This is a genomic window from Streptomyces tirandamycinicus (genome assembly GCF_003097515.1).
Taxonomy (GTDB): Bacteria; Actinomycetota; Actinomycetes; order Streptomycetales; family Streptomycetaceae; genus Streptomyces; species Streptomyces tirandamycinicus.
In genome coordinates this window covers 1,737,122-1,755,560 of record NZ_CP029188.1, presented here as the reverse complement: position 1 = coordinate 1,755,560, position 18,439 = coordinate 1,737,122, and the positions used below count along the sequence as shown (strand labels likewise).

General features: G+C 74.9%; 17 protein-coding genes. 8 read left to right on the top strand and 9 right to left on the bottom strand.

From position 1 onward, the window contains the following. Positions 1 to 82: 82 nt before the first annotated feature. Genes nirD through DDW44_RS07825 form a run of 3 tightly spaced genes read right to left on the bottom strand, consistent with a single transcriptional unit; the run spans position 83 to position 4,165 of the window. Positions 83 to 430 (bottom strand): nitrite reductase small subunit NirD, encoded by a 348-nt coding sequence (gene nirD / locus DDW44_RS07835; RefSeq protein ID WP_017945004.1) that lies wholly within the window; start codon positions 428 to 430, stop codon positions 83 to 85. Next, a complete protein-coding gene (gene nirB / locus DDW44_RS07830; RefSeq protein ID WP_018889958.1) occupies positions 427 to 2,937 on the bottom strand; it encodes a nitrite reductase large subunit NirB in 2,511 nt (836 codons plus the stop codon). Before nirB ends, nirD begins: the two co-directional genes overlap by 4 nt. Before the next feature lies 1 nt (position 2,938). Continuing rightward, positions 2,939 to 4,165 carry an NAD(P)/FAD-dependent oxidoreductase gene (locus DDW44_RS07825; protein WP_108905975.1) on the bottom strand — a complete coding sequence of 409 codons (1,227 nt, stop codon included), beginning with the start codon at positions 4,163 to 4,165 and terminating at the stop codon, positions 2,939 to 2,941. A gap of 253 nt (positions 4,166 to 4,418) precedes the next feature. Between DDW44_RS07825 and DDW44_RS07820 the strand changes: the two genes are divergently transcribed. Then, the gene (locus tag DDW44_RS07820) at positions 4,419 to 5,198 is read left to right on the top strand and encodes a sulfite exporter TauE/SafE family protein (RefSeq protein ID WP_108905974.1); all 780 of its coding nucleotides are present in this window, start codon (positions 4,419 to 4,421) and stop codon (positions 5,196 to 5,198) included. 208 nt (positions 5,199 to 5,406) lie between these two features. Here the strand turns inward: DDW44_RS07820 and DDW44_RS07815 are convergent, their stop codons facing one another. From DDW44_RS07815 to soxR, 4 genes are all read right to left on the bottom strand, one after another. Further along, positions 5,407 to 6,027, bottom strand: coding sequence for a class F sortase (locus tag DDW44_RS07815; protein ID WP_108905973.1), 621 nt, complete (start codon positions 6,025 to 6,027; stop codon positions 5,407 to 5,409). 143 nt (positions 6,028 to 6,170) lie between these two features. Further along, positions 6,171 to 6,680, bottom strand: coding sequence for a hypothetical protein (locus DDW44_RS07810; RefSeq protein ID WP_108905972.1), 510 nt, complete (start codon positions 6,678 to 6,680; stop codon positions 6,171 to 6,173). A 265-nt stretch (positions 6,681 to 6,945) separates the two neighbouring features. Next, positions 6,946 to 7,731 carry an aminotransferase class IV gene (locus DDW44_RS07805; RefSeq protein WP_108905971.1) on the bottom strand — a complete coding sequence of 262 codons (786 nt, stop codon included), beginning with the start codon at positions 7,729 to 7,731 and terminating at the stop codon, positions 6,946 to 6,948. A gap of 193 nt (positions 7,732 to 7,924) precedes the next feature. Continuing rightward, positions 7,925 to 8,380, bottom strand: a complete 456-nt coding sequence (gene soxR / locus DDW44_RS07800) for a redox-sensitive transcriptional activator SoxR (protein ID WP_108905970.1) — start codon at positions 8,378 to 8,380, stop codon at positions 7,925 to 7,927. Between the two features lie 54 nt (positions 8,381 to 8,434). Here soxR and DDW44_RS07795 point away from each other — a divergent pair, with 54 nt between their 5' ends. The 3 genes from DDW44_RS07795 (at position 8,435) to DDW44_RS07785 (ending at position 10,068) form a co-directional block, all read left to right on the top strand. Beyond that, a complete protein-coding gene (locus DDW44_RS07795; protein ID WP_244223983.1) occupies positions 8,435 to 9,109 on the top strand; it encodes an NADPH-dependent FMN reductase in 675 nt (224 codons plus the stop codon). A gap of 201 nt (positions 9,110 to 9,310) precedes the next feature. Next, positions 9,311 to 9,643, top strand: a complete 333-nt coding sequence (gene cutA / locus DDW44_RS07790; RefSeq protein WP_018889949.1) for a divalent-cation tolerance protein CutA — start codon at positions 9,311 to 9,313, stop codon at positions 9,641 to 9,643. Beyond that, positions 9,640 to 10,068 (top strand): gamma-glutamylcyclotransferase family protein, encoded by a 429-nt coding sequence (locus DDW44_RS07785; RefSeq protein WP_108905968.1) that lies wholly within the window; start codon positions 9,640 to 9,642, stop codon positions 10,066 to 10,068. The genes cutA and DDW44_RS07785 overlap by 4 nt, the downstream gene beginning before the upstream one ends. Before the next feature lie 60 nt (positions 10,069 to 10,128). Here the strand turns inward: DDW44_RS07785 and DDW44_RS07780 are convergent, their stop codons facing one another. Together DDW44_RS07780 and DDW44_RS07775 are read right to left on the bottom strand one after the other, a co-directional pair. Then, positions 10,129 to 12,393 (bottom strand): molybdopterin oxidoreductase family protein, encoded by a 2,265-nt coding sequence (locus DDW44_RS07780; protein WP_108905967.1) that lies wholly within the window; start codon positions 12,391 to 12,393, stop codon positions 10,129 to 10,131. Positions 12,394 to 12,492: 99 nt separating this feature from the next. Beyond that, on the bottom strand, positions 12,493 to 13,362 hold the full coding sequence (locus DDW44_RS07775) for a SanA/YdcF family protein (RefSeq protein WP_108905966.1): 870 nt from the start codon (positions 13,360 to 13,362) through the stop codon (positions 12,493 to 12,495). A 211-nt stretch (positions 13,363 to 13,573) separates the two neighbouring features. On the opposite strand from DDW44_RS07775, the gene DDW44_RS07770 reads away from it, so the two are divergent. The 4 genes from DDW44_RS07770 (at position 13,574) to DDW44_RS07755 (ending at position 18,433) form a co-directional block, all read left to right on the top strand. Then, positions 13,574 to 14,275: a hypothetical protein gene (locus tag DDW44_RS07770; RefSeq protein ID WP_108905965.1), complete on the top strand. Its 702-nt coding sequence runs from the start codon at positions 13,574 to 13,576 to the stop codon at positions 14,273 to 14,275. 118 nt (positions 14,276 to 14,393) lie between these two features. Continuing rightward, a complete protein-coding gene (locus DDW44_RS07765) occupies positions 14,394 to 15,395 on the top strand; it encodes a sirohydrochlorin chelatase (protein WP_108905964.1) in 1,002 nt (333 codons plus the stop codon). A 38-nt stretch (positions 15,396 to 15,433) separates the two neighbouring features. Further along, positions 15,434 to 16,774: a deoxyguanosinetriphosphate triphosphohydrolase gene (locus DDW44_RS07760; protein WP_108905963.1), complete on the top strand. Its 1,341-nt coding sequence runs from the start codon at positions 15,434 to 15,436 to the stop codon at positions 16,772 to 16,774. Between the two features lie 390 nt (positions 16,775 to 17,164). After that, complete coding sequence (locus DDW44_RS07755) at positions 17,165 to 18,433, top strand: NAD(P)/FAD-dependent oxidoreductase (RefSeq protein ID WP_017945021.1); 1,269 nt, start codon at positions 17,165 to 17,167, stop codon at positions 18,431 to 18,433. Positions 18,434 to 18,439: the final 6 nt, after the last annotated feature.

The following is an 18,439-nucleotide window of genomic DNA, read 5'->3' as shown; positions in this document are numbered from 1 at the left end:
GGCCGGCCGCACGTGCCTCGCCGCAGCGCCGCATCGCCGGGCGGGCCGCATCGCCGGGCCGCCGGGGCCCGCCCGTTTCCCGTCAGGCCCGGCGTACCGGGTACACGCCCACCGACACCTCGTCGTCGTCCAGGCAGCGGCCCGTCGCCAGGTCGAACCGCTGCTTCAGCAGCGGGGAGGCGACGAACGGCCGCCCGTCGGCGGAGCCCAGCAGGCCGCGGGACAGGACCTGGGCGCCGGTGAACGGGTCGCGGTTGTCGATCGCGTACGGAGTCCCCGCGCGGTCCAGGAAGACCGCGGCCTGCCGGCCGTCGGGGAGCAGCGCGGCCATCCCGCGGCCCGGGGTGAGCCGGGTGATCTCGCAGACGGGCAGCCAGGCGCCGGACAGTTCGATCTGGAGTGTGACCGCGGGCGCGTCCTGGATCGTCATCGGGTGAGCGTCCTTTCCAGCGTGAGAACGGTGAGGTCCGGCTTGATCTGGTCCCGCTCGGGGACGAACTTCACGGAGGGGTCCGGTGCGCCCGGGGCGTTCACGAACGACACGAAGCGGCGCAGCCGGTCCGGGTCGTCGAGGGTCGCGGCCCATTCGTCGCGGTAGCCCGCCACGTGCCGGGCCATCATGGCCTCGAGTTCGCCGCACAGCCCGAGGGAGTCGTGCACCACGACGTCCCGCAGGTGGTCGAGTCCGCCCTCCAGGCGCTCCAGCCAGACCGAGGTGCGCTCCAGGCGGTCCGCGGTGCGGATGTAGAACATCAGGAACCGGTCGATGAGCCGGACGAGTTCGGCGTCGGACAGGTCTTGGGCGAGCAGGTCCGCGTGGCGCGGGGTGGCCCCGCCGTTGCCGCCGACGTACAGGTTCCAGCCGTTGGCGGTGGCGATCACGCCGAAGTCCTTGGACTGCGCCTCCGCGCACTCGCGGGCGCAGCCGGAGACCGCCGACTTCAGCTTGTGGGGTGCGCGCAGGCCGCGGTAGCGCAGTTCGAGGTCGATCGCCATGCGCACGCTGTCCTGGACCCCGTAGCGGCACCAGGTCTGCCCCACGCACGACTTGACCGTGCGCAGCGACTTCCCGTAGGCGTGGCCCGACTCGAAGCCGGCGTCCACCAGCCGCGTCCAGATCGCGGGCAGCTGGTCCACGCGGGCGCCGAACATGTCGATGCGCTGACCGCCGGTGATCTTGGTGTAGAGGCCGAAGTCCCGGGCCACCTCGCCGATCACGATGAGCTTCTCGGGGGTGATCTCGCCACCGGGGATGCGCGGCACGATCGAGTAGGAGCCGTTGCGCTGCAGATTGGCGAGGAAGTGGTCGTTGGTGTCCTGGAGGGCCCCCTGCTCGCCGTCGAGGATGTAGCCGCCGCCGAGGCTGGCCAGGATCGAGCCGACGGCGGGCTTGCAGATCTCGCAGCCGTCGCCGCCGCGGGCCTCCTGCCGCCCGTGCGAGTCGAGCAGTTCGGCGTAAGAGGCGAGGCCGAGGGTGCGGACGATCTCGTACAGCTCACTGCGGGTGTAGGAGAAGCAGCCGCACAGGCCCTGGTCGGCGGCCTGCGGCAGCAGCTGGCCGATGACCTTGACGCAGCTTCCGCAGCCGGTGCCCGCCTTGGTGCACTTCTTCACCTCGGGCAGGGTGGTGTGGGCGCAGATCTCGCCCTTGGTGACGTTGTGGCAGGAGCAGATCACGGCCTCGTCGGGCAGCGCGGACGGGCCGAGGGCGACGGGCGCCCCGGCACCGGCGGGCAGTACCAGCTGCTCGGGCGGCACGGGCGGTACGGAGCCGGTGAGGGGGCGGAGCATGCCGTACGAGTCGGCGTCGCCGACGAGGACGCCGCCGAGCAGGGCGCCGTCCGCGGCGACGACCAGCTTCTTGTAGACCCCGGAGCGGGAGTCGGAGTAGACGACGTCGAGGCAGCCGTCGGCCGTGCCGTGCGCGTCGCCGAAGGAGGCCACGTCCACGCCGAGGAGCTTCAGCTTGGTGGAGGTGTCGGCGCCGGTGAAGGTGGTGTCGGAGGTCCGGTCGGCGAGGACGTCCGCGACGGTCTTCGCCATCTCGTAGCCGGGCGCGACGAGACCGTAGACCCGCCCGTCCGAGGCGAGGGCGCACTCGCCGATCGCGTACACGTCGGGGTCGGAGGTGCGGCAGTGCTCGTCGACGGCGATGCCGCCGCGTTCGCCGACGGCGAGACCGGTGTCGCGGGCCAGCTGGTCGCGGGGGCGCACGCCCGCGGAGAAGACCACCAGGTCGGTGGCGAGCGACGAGCCGTCGGAGAGGTTCATGCCGGTGACGGCGGGGCCGTCGGCGACGATCTCCTGGGTGCCGACGCCGGTGTGGACGGTCAGGCCCATGCCCTCGATGGTGCGCAGCAGCGCGGCGCCGCCGCCGTCGTCGACCTGCACCGGCATCAGCCGGGGCGCGAACTCCACGATGTGGGTGTCCAGGCCCAGGCCCTTGAGCGCGCCGGCCGCCTCCAGACCGAGGAGTCCGCCGCCGACGACCACTCCGGTGCGGGAGGTCTTGGCGTACTCCTCGATCGCGAGGAGGTCCTCGATGGTGCGGTAGACGAAGCAGCCCTCGGCGTCGCGGCCCGGGACGGGCGGCACGAACGGGTAGGAGCCGGTGGCCAGGACGAGCGAGTCGTACGGGAACGTCCGCCCGCTGCGGGAGGTGACCGTGCGGGCGGTGCGGTCGATGCGCTCCGCCGGGTCGTCCAGGTGGAGTTCGATGCCGTGCCGCGCCATGAACCCGTCCTCGACGAGGGACAGCTCGTCGGGTGTGCGGCCGGAGAAGTACGAGGTGAGCTGGACCCGGTCGTAGGCGGGGCGCGGCTCCTCGCACAGCACGACGACCCGAGCGCGACCGGTGACTCCCCGCTCCGCGAGGGCCTCCAGGAAGTGCTGGCCGACCATCCCGTGGCCGACGAGCACGATCGTGGGGGTGGTCATCTCAGAGTCCTCCATCGGTGGTGAGCAGGTGGAGCAGGGGTGCGTCCGGGAGCGGCTCGTCGCCCTCCCAGGTCCGGGCGAGCGCGCCGACGGAGGCGAGGTCGCCGAGGAGTACGCCGCCGACGAGCCGGTTGCCGCGGACGACGACCTTCCGGTAGGCGCCGCGGGTGGCGTCGGCGAGGCGCACGACGTCGTCCCCGGGCCGCGGCGAGGGCTCCCCGAACGCGGCGATGTCGAAGGCGCCGGCGGATCCGAGGGTGAGTCGGGTGAGGGACCGGGTGCCGGTGTAGCGCGGGCCTCCCGTCTCCCGGCCCGGTGCGGGTTCGGCCGTCAGGACCGCCGCGAGCACGTCGGCCTGCTCCAGGGCGGGGGCCGCCAGCCCGTACACGGTGCCCGCGTGTTCGGCGCAGTCGCCGATGGCGTGGACGCGCGCGTCGGAGGTGGTCAGGGTGTCGTCGACGACGACGCCCTGGCGGACCGTGAGGCCCGCGTCCGCCGCGAGGCCGACGCGAGGCCGGACGCCGCAGGCGAGGACCACGTGGTCGGCGTCGAGGACGAAGCCGTTGGCGAGTTCGACACCGGTGACGGCCCCGTCGCGGTGGCGCAGCCCGCGGACGTGGCACTCGGTGTGGACCTCCGCGCCGAGGCCCTCCAGATGGCGGCGCACCAGCCCGCCGCCCTCCGGGTCGAGATGGCGGTCCATCAGGGTGGGGCCCTGGTGGGCGACGACCACGTCCGTGCCGCGTTCCGCCAGCGCCCGCGCGGCGGAGACGCCGAGCAGCCCGCCGCCGACGACGACCGCGCGGCTGCCGGGCCGGGCCACGGCCGCCAGCGCCAGGCAGTCGTCGAGGGTGCGGAAGGGGTGGACGCCGCCGGGCAGTCCGCCGTCGAGCCCGCGCAGCGGCGGCAGCACCGGGTTCGAGCCGGTCGCCAGCACCAGGCGGTCGTACACCACCGCCGAGCCGTCCGCGCAGTGCACGGTCCGCGTCCCGCGGTCGATCCGTACCGCCCGCACTCCGCGCCGCACCTCGGCCCCGTCGGCCGGGACCGGGGGCAGCGCGATCACCTCGGGTCCGTACCGGCCTGCCAGGACGTCGGCCAGCAGCACCCTGTTGTAGGGGGCGTGCGACTCCTCGCCGAGCAGCGTGACGTCGTACGCCGGGGCGAGTTGCCGCGCCAGCCGCGCTCCCGCCATCCCGGCGCCGATCACCACGATCCTCGAATCCATGTACGCAGACTGAAGGGCGGGTGTTACCCGTCGGCATCCCGGTTGTTTCCCGTGCGGAACACTGCGCTCAGCGCTCGCCGGCCCGGTGTGTGAGGGGGCCCCGGTGCGCGGCCGGGTGCGCTGCCGGACCGGGGAACCCCGTGGGGAGGGCCGGTACGCGGAACCCCGGAGCCGGCCCGGGGAACCTCAGAGGTAGCTCAAGACTCAGGGGTTCGATGGACGGCGCACGCATCTTCTCCGTAGGGTCGCGGCCATGCCTGACATACCGCTGACCACGCTCGTCCTCCTGTGTGTCGCAGCGATGGCGGCCGGCTGGATCGACGCGGTGGTCGGCGGCGGCGGCCTGCTGCTCCTTCCGGCGCTGCTGCTCGGCATGCCGCAGGTGCCCGCCGCGCAGATCCTCGGCACCAACAAGGCGGTCGCCATCGTCGGCACCACCGGCGCGGCGGTCACCTATGTCCGCAAGGCCCCGGTCCAGGTGGGGACGGCCGTACGCATCGGACTCGCGGCGCTCGCCGGCTCCATGGGCGGGGCGTTCTTCGCGGCGGGCATCAGCAGCGACGTGCTCCGGCCGGTGATCATGGTGGTGCTGCTGGGTGTCGCGGCGTTCGTCATGCTGCGCCCGTCCTTCGGAGCCCACGTGGACCGCGGACCCGTCACCCGCGCCCGGATCGCCACCGCGGTCGTCCTCGTCGGCGGCGGCATCGGCTTCTACGACGGCCTGTTCGGGCCCGGAACCGGCACCTTCCTGGTGCTCGCCCTGACCGCCGTGCTCCATCTGGACCTGGTCACGGCCTCCGCCACCGCCAAGATCGTCAACGTGTGCACCAACGCCGGCGCCCTCGCGATGTTCGCCTACCAGGGGACGGTGCTGTGGCGGCTGGCCGCGCTGATGGCGGTGTTCAACCTGGCGGGCGGCATGTTCGGGGCGTGGACGGCCCTCCGCAGAGGCGCGGAGTTCGTGCGCGGGGTGCTGCTCGTGGTCGTGTTCTCGCTGGTGGCGAAGCTGGCGTTCGACCAGTGGTCGGGGTAGTCGGCGGGGAGTGCGGGCCGGCGGCGGGGAGTGCGGGCCGGCGGCGGGGAGTGCGGGCCGGCGGCGGGGAGTGCGGGCGGCAGTCGCCGGATCGCGCGATCGCCGGATCGCCGGACGTCGGAGGGCGGGCGGGCCGGACCGCCGGATCGCCGGATGGCCGGGCGCTCCGTCCCCGCAGGCGCGGCGCGCCCGCATACGTGGTGCGCCCTCAGGACCGGACCGGTCCGCGCACCCCGACCAGGTGCGCGAAGGCCACCACGTTGCCCCGGTAGCCCGTCCGCGGGTCGAACGGGCCGCCGCAGGTGATCACCCGCAGCTCGGCCCGGCGCGAGGCCCCGTACACCTTCCGGTCGGGGAAGGCGTCGTTCTCGTACACCTCCACCGCGTCGACCGTGAAGACCGCCGTGCGGCCGTCCTCGCGGAGCACCTCGATGCGGTTGCCCCTCCTCAGCGTGCCCAGCTTGTAGAAGACGGCGGGCCCGTCGGCGTCGTCGACATGGCCGGCGACGATCGCGGTGCCCCGGGCACCCGGAGTGGTGCCGCCGCCGTACCAGCCGGCCACCCCGCCCCGGTCGGCGGGAGGGACCTCCAGGCTGTTGTCGGCGGCCAGTCCGAGGCGGGTCAGGGGGGTGTCCACGGCGATCCGCGGGATGCGCAGCCGCACCGGCGGCGACGGCGGCAGCGGGGGTGCGGCGGCATCCGTGTGCCGGCCGGTGGCGAAGGCCTCGGCGGCGGAGGGGGCGGGCGGGGTGACGGGCCGAGCCCCGTTCTGCACCAGCCACACCCCGGCGCAGACGGCCAGGGCCAGCAGCCACCCGTTCGACTTCATGGGCTCCTCCGAGAGCCTCCGGGAGTCCCCGGGTGCCCGGTCCGGGAGGGGGGAACTCCCCGCCCCCGTCAGCCGGACGAAGCGTGACGGGGGCGGGGACGGCGGTACGAGGGACGGTGGAGGCCGAGCGCGAACGCTCTCCGTCAGCCCTGCGCGCCGCTCGCCCGACGGCGCAGGAGCCAGGTCCCGCCGACGGCGGCCGCGGCCAGGACGGCCGCCCCCGCCGCGATCTGGGTGATGTCGGGGCCGACGCTGCCGCCGACTCCCGTCTTCACATGGCCGCTCGGTTCGTGCCCGTGGGCCCGCACCACGAGATCTCCGAAGGCCTTCTTGCCGTTGTCGCAGAGCACGGAGACCGTGTACGTCCCCGGCTCGGTGTCCTCGGGCACCGTGAACCTGCCGACCGCCGCGCCCTCCCCGGCGCCGGGTGCCAGGTCGAACCCGTCCGCGCCGAGCGACTCGGCATCGCCCGTGCCGTGACCGCGCTTGCCGCACGCGGTGGTACTCGCGGTCACGGAGGCACCGGCGGTGGTGCTGGAAGGGGACAGGGTCAGCATCCCGGGGTCGGCCGCCCGGGCGGCGGGCGCGGCCGCCGCACCGACGCAGGCGGCCGCGAGCGCGGGTCCGGCCAGCAGGCGGGCGGTGGTGCGCATGACGTCCTCCGGGGCGTTGGCCGTGCCGCCGGACCGTGGTGCCGGAGGCCGTTCCTACACCTCAAGAGGTAAGGGGCAGTCCGCCACCCACGCCTGCTGATGGGCGATCAGATTCGCTCGCGCCGTACGGCGTGTCGTGTTGATCCCGGGGTGTCGCAGCAGGTCACAGCGGTGTGATTGCGCCATTGGCCGGGCGGTGCGAACGACCGCGCCGAACGAGTGACACGCCGGGTGGCGCGTTGCGCCCGGGTACGGCGGGGTGCCGTCAGATCCCGTCCCAGGGGACCGCCGCGTACGCCTCGGTCAGCCGGCGTATCAGCTCCTCGTCCACTGCGAGCTCCGTCGTGCCGATCCGGTGGACGGGCGCGATGCCCTGCGAGTTCATCAGCACCGCCGCCGGGTAGGAGCCGAGGTCCGCGAGCAGCACCTCCCGGTGCACGGACGGCAGCAGCCGCTCCAGCAGCGCCATGGTGACCCCGCGCAGCGCCGGTGCCTCGGGCCAGACCAGCGAGGTGCCGTTCCAGAGGGCGACGTTGGCGACATGGCCTTCCGCGATCTCCCCGCCGGGGCCGGTCAGCAGCGCGTCGTCGAAGCCCGCCAGGGCGGCGGCACGCCCGTAGTACGGCTGGCCGACCCCGCCCGCGTGCTTGACGTGCGGGACCGGACGCAGGAACGGCACCGGCATCATGCTCCGCGGCCGCGGAGGCATGGTCCGCGCCTCCCGCACGGTCACCACCACCGTCGGCGCACCGCCTTCGGCGGCCGCCCCGTACACGTACACCCGCACACCCGCGTCGCTCCGGCCGCCCCGGTCGAGCGCGTGGCGCACCAGTGTCCGTACGCGGTCCCCGTCGAGGCCCGTGCCGAACAGCTCCCGTGTCGCACGGTCCAGCCGTTCCAGGTGCAGCGCCAGTCCCCGGGTCCGGCCGTCGCGCACCTGCATCGCGGTGAAGTGGCCGTAGGCACCCTGGAGCAGCGGCACCACGGCGGGATCCAGCCCGGTCGCCGGCCGGCCGTCGATCTCGATGTGCACGTCCGGCCGGTTCGTCATCCGCCCACCCTAAGGTCTGCCCCGGTTCCGGGCGGCCCCGGCAGTCGCGGGCGGTCCCGGGCGGTCCCGGGCGGTCCCGGGCGATCCAGGCAGTCCCCGGCGGCGCTGGTCCCGGCCGACCCGGTTCCGCCGGGCGCGCCCGTCCCCGGTCCCGGCCGATCCGGTTTCGCCGGGCGGGCCCGTCCCCGGGCGCTCAGTCCTCGATCAGACGGCGGGGCCCGGGGCCGTGCGCGGCCAGTTCGTCGCCGGGGTTGGACAGCACGCACCGGTCCAGCGACAGGCAGCCGCAGCCGATGCACTCCGTGAGGTTGTCCCGGAGCCGCTGGAGCGTGCGGATCCGGGCGTCCAGGTCCTCGCGCCAGCACTCGGAGATCCGGGCCCAGTCCTCCCGGGTGGGTGTGCGGTCGTCCGGCAGCAGCCCCAGCACCTCGCGGATGGCGGCCAGCGGGATGCCCAGCCGCTGCGAGGTCCGGATGAACGCGACCCGGCGCAGCGTGTCCCTGCTGTAGCGCCGCTGGTTGCCGGAGGTGCGGCGGCTGCTGATCAGCCCTTCGCGCTCGTAGAAGCGCAGTGCCGAGGGGGCTGCACCGCTGCGGTGCGCCAGCTCACCGACCGTGACTTCCCTGGCCTCCCGGGCGAGATGCGACATGGAACCAGCCTATCGATTGACTTCAACGAAGGTTTAAGTATCACGCTGATCCGCATGAATCACACCCCGCAGGCATCCTCCGCCCCGTCCGTATCCATCGCCCCGTCCACGACCGGGGCCGCGGCCCCGTCCGCCACCGTGACCGGGGCCGCCGGACCCCTGAGGCTCGCCCTCGTCGTGGGCAGCAACCGGGAGGGCCGCTTCGCGCCGGTCGTCGCCGACTGGTTCCTCGACCGGGCCCGCGCCCGCGAGGACTTCGCGGTCGATGTCGTCGACCTCGCCGAGGTGCAGCTCCCCACCGTGCTCTCCGGCAGTCCCGGCGCGGCCGTGCGTGCCGAACTCGCCAAGGTCTCGCCCCGGCTCGCGGACGCCGACGCGTTCGTCGTCCTCACCCCCGAGTACAACCACTCGTTCCCCGCCGCGCTGAAGAACCTCGTCGACTGGCACTTCACCGAGTGGCAGGCCAAGCCCGTCGGGTTCCTCTCCTACGGTGGCGTCTCCGGCGGGCTGCGCGCCGTGGAGCAGCTGCGCCAGGTCTTCGCCGAGATGCACGCCGTCACCGTCCGGGACACCGTCTCCTTCGCGAACGCCGGGCGGCAGTTCGACACCGAGGGGCGGCACCGGGATCCGGCCGCGCCCGAGGCCGCCGTCAAGACCATGCTCGACCAGCTCGCCTGGTGGGGCGCCGCGCTGCGGGAGGCCAAGGCCCGTCGGCCGTACGGGGGCTGACGGGGGCTGACGGGGGCTGAGGGGAACTGGCGGGAACTGGCGGGAGCGGACTGGGGCGGACGGGCACTGGATCACCAGGCCGGGCCGGGGCGGACGGGGCACTGGATCACCGGGCCGGGTCGGTGGTAGACGTACGGCCGTGGGCCCGGCCCCTGCCGGGGCCGAAGCCGCGTGGACGTGCCGGTCCGCGCCGAACGAGGAGTGTTCGTGACCCGGGCCCTGACCGTTGTGACCACCACCGACAGCGCCGCCAAGGCCGAGGAGCTGGCCCGCGGCGCGGTGGAGGCGAGGCTGGCCGCCTGCGCGCAGATCTCGGCGCCTGTCACCTCCGTGTACCACTGGCGGAACGCCATCGAGACCGGTGAGGAGTGGCAGGTCCTGCTGAAGACCACCGAGGAACGCTATGACGCCCTGGAGGCGCATCTGCTCGCCCACCACGACTACGACACCCCCGAGATCATCGCGACACCGGTCCTCCGGGGCAGCGCGGAGTACCTGGCGTGGATCGCGGCGGAGACCGCGGAGCGGGCGTGACGGGCCGGCACGGGGAGCCCCGGCTGCCGTTCTTCGTCTACGGCACCCTCCGCGCGGGCCGGCACAACCACGACCTCTACCTGCGCGGGAGCACCGCGGCCGAGGAACCCGCCCGGTTGCGCGGCGCGCTGCTGTACGAGGGGCCGGGCTACCCGTACGCCGTCGAGGGCGACGGTGTCGTCACCGGCGAACTCGTCACCGCGGCGCCGGAGCGGTACGGCGGGCTCGTGGCCGTACTCGACCGCCTGGAGGAGTACTTCGGCCCCGGCGACCCGCGCAACCTCTTTGTGCGGGTCGAGCGCACCGTCCACACGGCGTCGGGCGGGGTACCGGCCTGGGTGTACCTGGCGGCGGGACCGGTGGCACGAGAACTGCGTGCGAAGGGCACCCCGATCCCCGGCGGCGACTGGTCCGCGCGGGGCTGACGCCACGGCCGGCGCCACGGCCGGCGCGGCGCGTCACCGCTGCCCGGCCGCGCGCCCCCGTCAGTCCTGCGACCGCTCCAGGCGCACCGCGCAGACCTTGAACTCCGGCATCCGCGACGTCGGGTCGAGAGCCGGGTTGGTCAGCGTGTTGGCGCGGCCCGCCCCCGGCCAGTGGAAGGGCATGAACACCGTGTCGGGGCGGATCGCCTCGCTCACCCGGGCCGGTGCGACCGCCCGGCCGCGGCGCGAGACCACCGCGACCGGCTCGCCGTCCGCGACCCCCACCCGCGCCGCGAGCTGCGGATGCAGTTGGACGAACGGGCCGGGGGCGGCCGCGTTCAGCTCGTCCACCCGGCGGGTCTGAGCCCCCGACTGGTACTGGGCCACGACCCGTCCGGTGGTCAGCACGACGGGGTACTCGGCGTCGGTGGGCTCGGCGGCCTCCCGGTGCACCACGGGCACGAACCTCGCCCGCCCGTCCGGTGTCGCGAACCGGTCGAGGAACAGCCGCGGCGTCCCCGGGTGGGGCTCCCCGGCCGGTCCGCCGGTCTGCCCGGCCTCCATGGCCGGTTCGCGTGCGGGTCCGCCGGTCTGTCCGGCCCCCGTGCCCGGTTCGCGTGCGGGCCCGCCGGTCTCCCCGGCCTCCAACCTCGGCCCCGATCCGGGCATGCCCGCCCCCTGTCCGGGCACGCCCGGCTCCGGGCAGGGCCAGAACACGCCCTGCTCCTCCTCCAGCCGCCGGTAGCTGATGCCCGCGTAGTCCGCGGGGCCGCCGGACGAGGCGCGCCGCAGCTCCCCGAAGACCTCTTCCGGGTCCGTGGGGAAGCCCTTCTCGTGCCCCAGCAGCCCGGCGAGTCCGTGGATGACCTCCAGATCGCTGCGCACCCCCGGCGGCGGTGTCAGCGCCCGGCGGCGCAGCAGCACCCTGCCCTCCAGGTTGGTCGTCGTCCCCGTCTCCTCCGCCCACTGGGTCACCGGCAGGACGACGTCCGCCAGTTCCGCCGTCTCCGACAGGACCACGTCGGCGACGGCGAGGAAGTCCAGGGAGCGCAGCCGTTCCTCCACGTGCGCGGCCCGGGGTGCGGACACCACCGGGTTCGAACCCATCAGCAGCAGCGACCGTACGTCCCGGCCCAGCGCGTCGAGCAGTTCGTACGCGCTCCGGCCGGGGCCGGGCAGCGAGTCGGGGTCGACCCCCCACACCCCGGCCACATGCGCACGTGCGGCCGGGTCGTCGAGCTTGCGGTACCCGGGGAGCTGGTCGGCCTTCTGGCCGTGCTCCCGGCCGCCCTGCCCGTTGCCCTGGCCGGTGAGGCAGCCGTAGCCGGCCAGCGGCCGGCCCGCGTTGCCGGTGGCGAGGGCGAGGTTGATCCAGGCACCGACCGTGTCCGTGCCCTTGGACTGCTGTTCCGGCCCGCGGGCGGTGAGCACCATCGCGTTCGGGGCGTCGCAGAACAGGGCCGCGGCCTCCCGCAGCCGGGGAACGCCCACCCCGGTGATCCGTTCGACCAGCTCGGGCCAGTGCGCCATGGCGGCCGCCCTGGCCTCCTCCCACCCGGTCGTGCGCTCCCGGATGAACTCCCGGTCGGTGCGGCCCTGCGCCACCACCAGGTGCAGCAGCCCGAGCGCGAGCGCGAGATCGGTGCCCGGGCGCGGCGCGAGGTGCAGGTCGGCCTGCTCCGCGGTCTTCGTACGGCGCGGGTCGACGACGATCAGCGTGCCGCCGTTGTCCTTCAGCTCGGTGAGGTACCGCAGCGCGGGCGGCATGGTCTCGGCGAGGTTGGAGCCGACGAGGAGGACGCAGCCGGTGCGCGGGATGTCCTCCAGCGGGAAGGGCAGCCCCCGGTCCAGCCCGAACGCCTTGTTGTGCGCGGCCGCCGCCGAGGACATGCAGAAGCGCCCGTTGTAGTCGATCTGGGAGGTGCCGAGCACCACCCGTGCGAACTTGCCCAGCGCGTACGCCTTCTCGTTGGTGAGGCCCCCGCCGCCGAACACGCCGACGGCGTCCGCCCCGTGCCGTGCGCGGGTGCGCCGCAGTCCGTCGGCGGTGACGCGGAGAGCCTCCTCCCAGGTGGCCGGTTCGAGCCTGCCTGTGGCGGGGCGTCGGACCAGGGGCCCGGTCAGCCTGACCCGGGAGGAGAGCACCGCGGGTGCCGTGCGTCCCTTGCCGCACAGAGCACCCCGGTTGACCGGGAAGTCGTCCCGCTCCACGACCTCGACCGTCTCCCCGGACCCGCGCAGGTTCATCCCGCACTGCAGGGCGCAGTAGGGGCAGTGGGTCGGGACGAGGGCGGGGGCGGGCGCCGGGGCCGGTGCGTGGGACATGCGCTCCAGCGTGCGTCGTCCGTGTTACGGCGGCCCGCTTTCCGCATTACGGCCTCGGTACGCGGCGCTCCCCGGGCCGGGTATGGCGCGGTGAGCGGCTCAGGGCGCGGTGGCCGCCGCGGCCAGGGCCTCGGTGACGCCCGGCTCGCGGGGCCCCAGGAAGCGCGGGTCCGGCCGCAGCGCGACGTCCAGTGCCGCCTTGCCGGCCGCGAACAGCTCGCGCACGCCGCCGTAGTACCAGACCCGGTCGTGGGGCTCGGCGACGCCGACGCCGTACGACTCGATCCCCGCGGCGTCGCACAGCGCCAGCGCGCGCCTGATGTGGAAGCCCTGGGTCACCAGCACGGCCCGGTCGACCCCGAAGATCCTCTTGGCGCGGACGCAGGAGTCCCAGGTGTCGAAGCCCGCGTGGTCGCTGACGATCCGGTCGTCCGGCACACCGCGCCGGACGAGGTACGTCCGCATCGCGTCCGGCTCGTCGTAGTCGGCCCGGCTGTTGTCCCCGGTGACGAGGACGACCCTGACCTTCCCGGCGCGGTACAGCTCCGCCGCGGTGTCGAGCCGGTGGGCCAGATACGGGGTCGGCCGGCCCTCGCGCAGCCCGGCGCCGAACACCACGGCCACATCGCGCTCGGGGGAGCCGGCGACGGTGCCGGTGCGTTCGCCGGCCACGGCGTGCAGCCAGGTCGCCGGGGCGAGCGCGCAGACCGCCGCGAGCATCAGCGCCTGCACGGTGCGCCGCCTGCCCCGCGTGGTCCGGGGCACCAGCCGGCGCCGCAGCAGCGGGCCGGGTACGAGCGGGCGCCGCACGGCCGCGCCCGGTACGCGCCCGCCCCGCGTGGTCCCCGGCCCGAGGAGGCGCCGCAGGAGCCCGCCGGGCCCGAGGAGTCGCCGCACCGGTCCGCCGGGCCCGCCCCGGCGCCCCACCGGTCCGCCCGGCACCCGCCGGCCCGTCGGGAACTTCCGCATCGATGACCCCCCTGTTTCGTCTGCCCGTCTCCTCCGACGTTCGGCGGGGCGCGATGGTTCGCCGCGTCCGGGCGATGTGAGCGGGGGCACCGGCGGGCTCACCACTTCGGTGGGCGCTCGCCACCCGCAGACGCCGTAAACGGGGGCGGAACTGCGGTCTCCGCTCCGGGACACCGGCCCGGTGCGGCGGACGGTACGGCATGATCGGGCCATGCTCGCAGTCTCCGCCCGGAACAACGCCGAATGGTGCCACGCGATGTGCCGTGCGCACGGGATACCCGGGGTGTTCGGCGACCGCGCCTGGACCAGCGAGCGGCGGACCCCGCCGCTGTACCCGGACGCCGTCACCCTCGCCCCCGACGCCACGCCGCGCGAGGTGCTGGGGCAGGTGGACCGTACAGCGGCTGGCTGTTCGGTCAAGGACAGCTTCGGACGGCTGGACCTCTCGGCCGACGGGTTCGAGGTGGCCTTCCAGGCGCGCTGGATCCACCGGCCCGCCGTGCTCGCCGCGCCGGTCGCGCCCGGCGACGTCGTCTGGCGCCCGGTGCGGACCGCTCCGGACCTCGACCGCTGGGAGGCAGCCTGGTCGGGGGGAGACGCGGCCCTGGCCGGGCTCTTCCGCCCTCGGCTGCTGTCCGACCGCAGCGTCACCGTCCTCGCCGGCACGGCCGACGACGGGAGCCGCACGGTCGCCGGCGCCGTGCTCATCCGCAGCGAGTACGTCGTCGGCCTCTCGAACGTCTTCGCCGCGGACGGCGATCTCGACCGTGCCTGGTCCGGCTGCCTCGCCACCGTCGCCCGCCTCTGGCCGGGCATGCCCGTCGTCGGCTACGAGCACGGGGAGGACCTGTCGGCGGCGGTCAGACAGGGCTGCGTACCCGGTCCCGAACTGCGGGTGTGGCTGGCGGGCTGACGCGGCACCCGGAGCCGTCCGACCGCTGACATCGCTTCCACCGCCCCGGTGAGGCGGTGGTAAACACCCGTCATCGCGGCGCAACGGCGTGGCAACCTGCGCCCGCCAGTATCGGTTCATGACGGAGCCGGCACACCCCCGCGAGTCACCGCTTCCGAACCCGCTGCCCCTCGACAGCTCCGCCCAGCTGCTCATCCGCATCACCGCGCAGCTCGGGGCACAGCTCAGTCATGTCCAGCTCAACGGAGTGCGCAGACCCATGACTTCTCCCAGCCTCCCGCCCGCCGCCGCGGGCGGCCCGTTCACGGCCCGGGCGGCCGCCGCGCATGGCGCAGCCGAGCAGAGTGGCGCCGTGCAGGGCGCCACCGAGCAGGGCGCCCCCGCACCCGTCCTCGTCGCCGTCGCCCACGGCAGCCGGGACCCCCGCGCCCTGCGGACCGTCAACCGCCTGCTGGACCGGGTACGGGAGCTGCGCCCCGGTGCCGACGTGCGGCTCGGGCACATCGAGCTCGACGCCCCGCTGCTCCCCGACACCCTCGCCGGCCTGCGGGGCCGCGAGGCCGTGCTGGTGCCGCTGCTGCTGGGACGCGGCTTCCACGTCAGGCACGACATCCCCGCAGCCGTGGCCGCCGCCGGGGTGCGCGCCCGGCTCGCGCCGCCGCTCGGACCGCACCCGCTGCTCGTCGAGGCGCTCCACGACCGGCTGGTGGAAGCCGGCTGGCGGGACGAGGAGTCGCGCGCCCGCGGCGCCGGGGTGGTCCTCGCCGCCGCCGGGTCGCGCGACCCGGCGTCCGCCGCCGACGCCCGGCGGACCGCCGCCCTGCTCACCGAGCGCCTCGGCGGTGTCCCCGTCGTCCCGGCCTACGCCTCCGCCACCTCGCCCACCGTCCCCGAGGCGCTGCGGGCGCTGGCCGCGCGCGGCCGGCACCGGGTCGCGCTCGCCTCGTACTTCACCGCGCCCGGCCGGTTCGCCTCGGCGGCCCGCAGCGCGGCGCCGTGGGTCGCGGCCGCGCCGCTCGGCGACCACCCCGCGCTCGCCCGGCTCGTCCTCCACCGCTACGACGCGGCCCGGGACGCCCCGTACCCGACGGCCGCCCCGCGCCCGCTGGTCATTGCCTGAGTCACGCCCCCGAGGCGGCCCGCGTTACCGTCAGGGGCATGGAAGGCACCACGAGCACGTCCCCCGGCCCCGGCGAGACCTGCGACTACGACGACGCGGCCACCGCGCGCTGGGCCCCCGAACCGGACAAGCGCCCCGGCCGCACGGCCTTCCAGCGCGACCGCGCGCGGGTGCTGCACTCCGCCGCGCTGCGCCGGCTCGCGGGCAAGACGCAGGTGGTCACGCCCGGTTCGCGGAGCGCCGCCTGGGACCCGAGCCCCCGCACCCGGCTGACGCACTCCCTGGAGTGCGCCCAGGTCGGCAGGGAGCTGGGCGCGGCCCTCGGCTGCGACCCCGATCTGGTGGAGGCCGCCTGCCTCGCCCACGACCTGGGCCATCCGCCCTTCGGGCACAACGGCGAGCAGGCCCTCAACGAGGTCGCCGCGGACTGCGGAGGCTTCGAGGGCAACGCCCAGTCGCTGCGGCTGCTCACCCGGATCGAGCCGAAGGCGTTCGTCCGCTCCGGAGCGGTCACCTCCACCGCCTGTGCGGCGGGCGGTGAACTGATCAGCGTCGGGCTGAACCTCACCCGCGCGGCGCTCGACGCGGCCACCAAGTACCCCTGGAGCCGAGGCGGCCACCCCACCGACCCCGGCTCGCCCAAGTTCGGGGTGTACGAGGACGACCTGCCGGTCTTCGCCTGGGTGCGGGAGGGCGCCCCGGCGTACCGCAAGTGCTTCGAGGCCCAGGTCATGGACTGGGCCGACGACGTGGCGTACTCCGTGCACGACTTCGAGGACGGTCTGCACGCGGGCCACATCGACCCGAACGTGCTGCTGTCCGAGACCGAGCGCGACGCCATCTGGAAGGTCGCTGTCGGCCGCTATGTGCCCGGGGACACCGATCCGCAGGCCCTCGCCGACGCCCTCGACCGCCTCGTCGACCAGGAGTGGTGGCCGCACGGCTACGACGGCTCGGCCGTCGCCCAGGCCCGGCTCAAGGACGCCACCAGCCAGCTCATCGGCCGCTTCTGCCTGGCCGCCGAGAGCGCCACCCGGCGGGCGTACGGCACCGGCAGGCTCACCCGGTACGCCGCCGAGCTGGTCGTCCCGGAGCGGACCCGGCTGGAGTGCGCGGTGCTCAAGGCGGTCGCGGACCGCTATGTGATGCAGCGCGCCGAGCAGGAGGCCCTGCGCGCGGACCAGCGCGTCGTCGTCGCCGAACTGGCCGAGGCCCTGACCGCCCGGGCGCCCGAGGGGCTGGACCCGCAGTTCCGGGCGATGTTCGACAGCGCCCCGGACGAGCGGGCCCGCAAGCGGGTGATCGTCGACCAGATCGCCTCCCTCACCGACGCCTCCGCCCGTGCCCTGCACACCGGGCTGCGCCCGCACGCCCGGTGATCCGTCCGGGACCGCGACGGTGACCTCACCCGGGGCGCGCCCGCAGGCCGGGGGCACCCGCACGCCCGGTGATCCGTCCCGCCGGCGGCCCGGAGGCGGTCGTCCGGCCGCGTCCCGCCCGCCCGGGACCCCGCCCGCCCGGGACCTCCGCCTCCCGCGCGCCCGCACGGCGCATCCGTGCCGCCTCGCGCCCCCGCCCCCGCCTCGCGCCGGGGCACGCGCCCCCAGGCGATCACCACGGCCGGAATCAGCCGTTCCGGTACACCCGCCGGGGCGCCCCCCTTCCGCCATCACGCTCCGTGCGGGACGCTCGCAGAAAGGCGGCGTAGCGTGCTGTGTCATCCCGGAGGACACCTCCGGGACCTCCGGCCGTGAACAGGGAGGCATCAAGTGGTCGACGCACATCGGACTTTCGTCATCGTGGGTGGGGGACTCGCCGGGGCCAAGGCGGCGGAGACCCTCCGTGCCGAGGGATTCACCGGCCGGGTGATCATCATTGGTGACGAACGCGACCACCCGTACGAACGGCCCCCGCTCTCCAAGGGGTACCTGACCGGCAAGGAGGAGCGGGACTCCGTCTTCGTCCACGAGCCCGCCTGGTACGCCCGGCACGACGTCGAGCTGCATCTCGGCCAGTCCGTCACCGCCGTCGACCGGGAGGGCCGGTCCGTCCTGCTCGGCGACGGCACCACCGTCCACTACGACAAGCTGCTGCTCGCCACCGGCGCCGAGCCCCGCCGGCTCGAGGTGCCGGGCACCGATCTGGCCGGCGTCCACCATCTGCGCCGGCTCGCCCACGCCGACCGGCTGCGCCAGGTCCTGGCCGCGCTCGGCCGCGACAACGGCCATCTGGTGATCGCCGGGGCGGGCTGGATCGGGCTGGAGGCCGCGGCCGCCGCCCGCGGCTACGGGGCCGAGGTCACCGTCGTCGAGCCCGAGCCCACCCCGCTGCACCAGGTCATCGGCCCCGAGCTGGGGCAGCTCTTCGCCGACCTGCACCGGGAGCGCGGTGTCCGCTTCCACTTCGGCACCCGGCTCTCCGAGATCGTCGGACAGGACGGCATGGTCCTCGCCGCCCGCACCGAGGACGGCGACGAGCACCCCGCCCACAGCGTCCTCGCCGCGATCGGCGCCGCCCCCCGCACCGGCCTCGCCGAGACCGCCGGACTGGCGCTCGTCGACCGCGCACACGGCGGCGGCGTCGCCGTGGACGCCTCCCTGCGCACCTCCGACCCGGACATCTACGCCGCCGGCGACGTCGCGGCCGTGCACCACCCGCTGCTCGGCATCCGGCTGCGCGTCGAGCACTGGGCCAACGCCCTGCACGGCGGCCCCGCCGCCGCCCGCGCCATGCTCGGCCGCGAGGTCTCCTTCGACCGCGTCCCGTACTTCTTCTCCGACCAGTACGACCTGGGCATGGAGTACTCCGGCTGGGCCCCACCCGGCAGCTACGACCAGGTCGTGCTGCGCGGGGACGCGGGCAAGCGGGAGTTCATCGCCTTCTGGCTCAAGGACCGCAAGGTCCTCGCCGGGATGAACGTGAACGTGTGGGACGTCACACAGGACATCCAGCAGCTGATCCGTTCCCGCAGCGCCGTCGACACGGACGCCCTCGCCGATCCGGCCACTCCGCTCGGTGCTGTCACACCCGCCCCGTAAGATTCA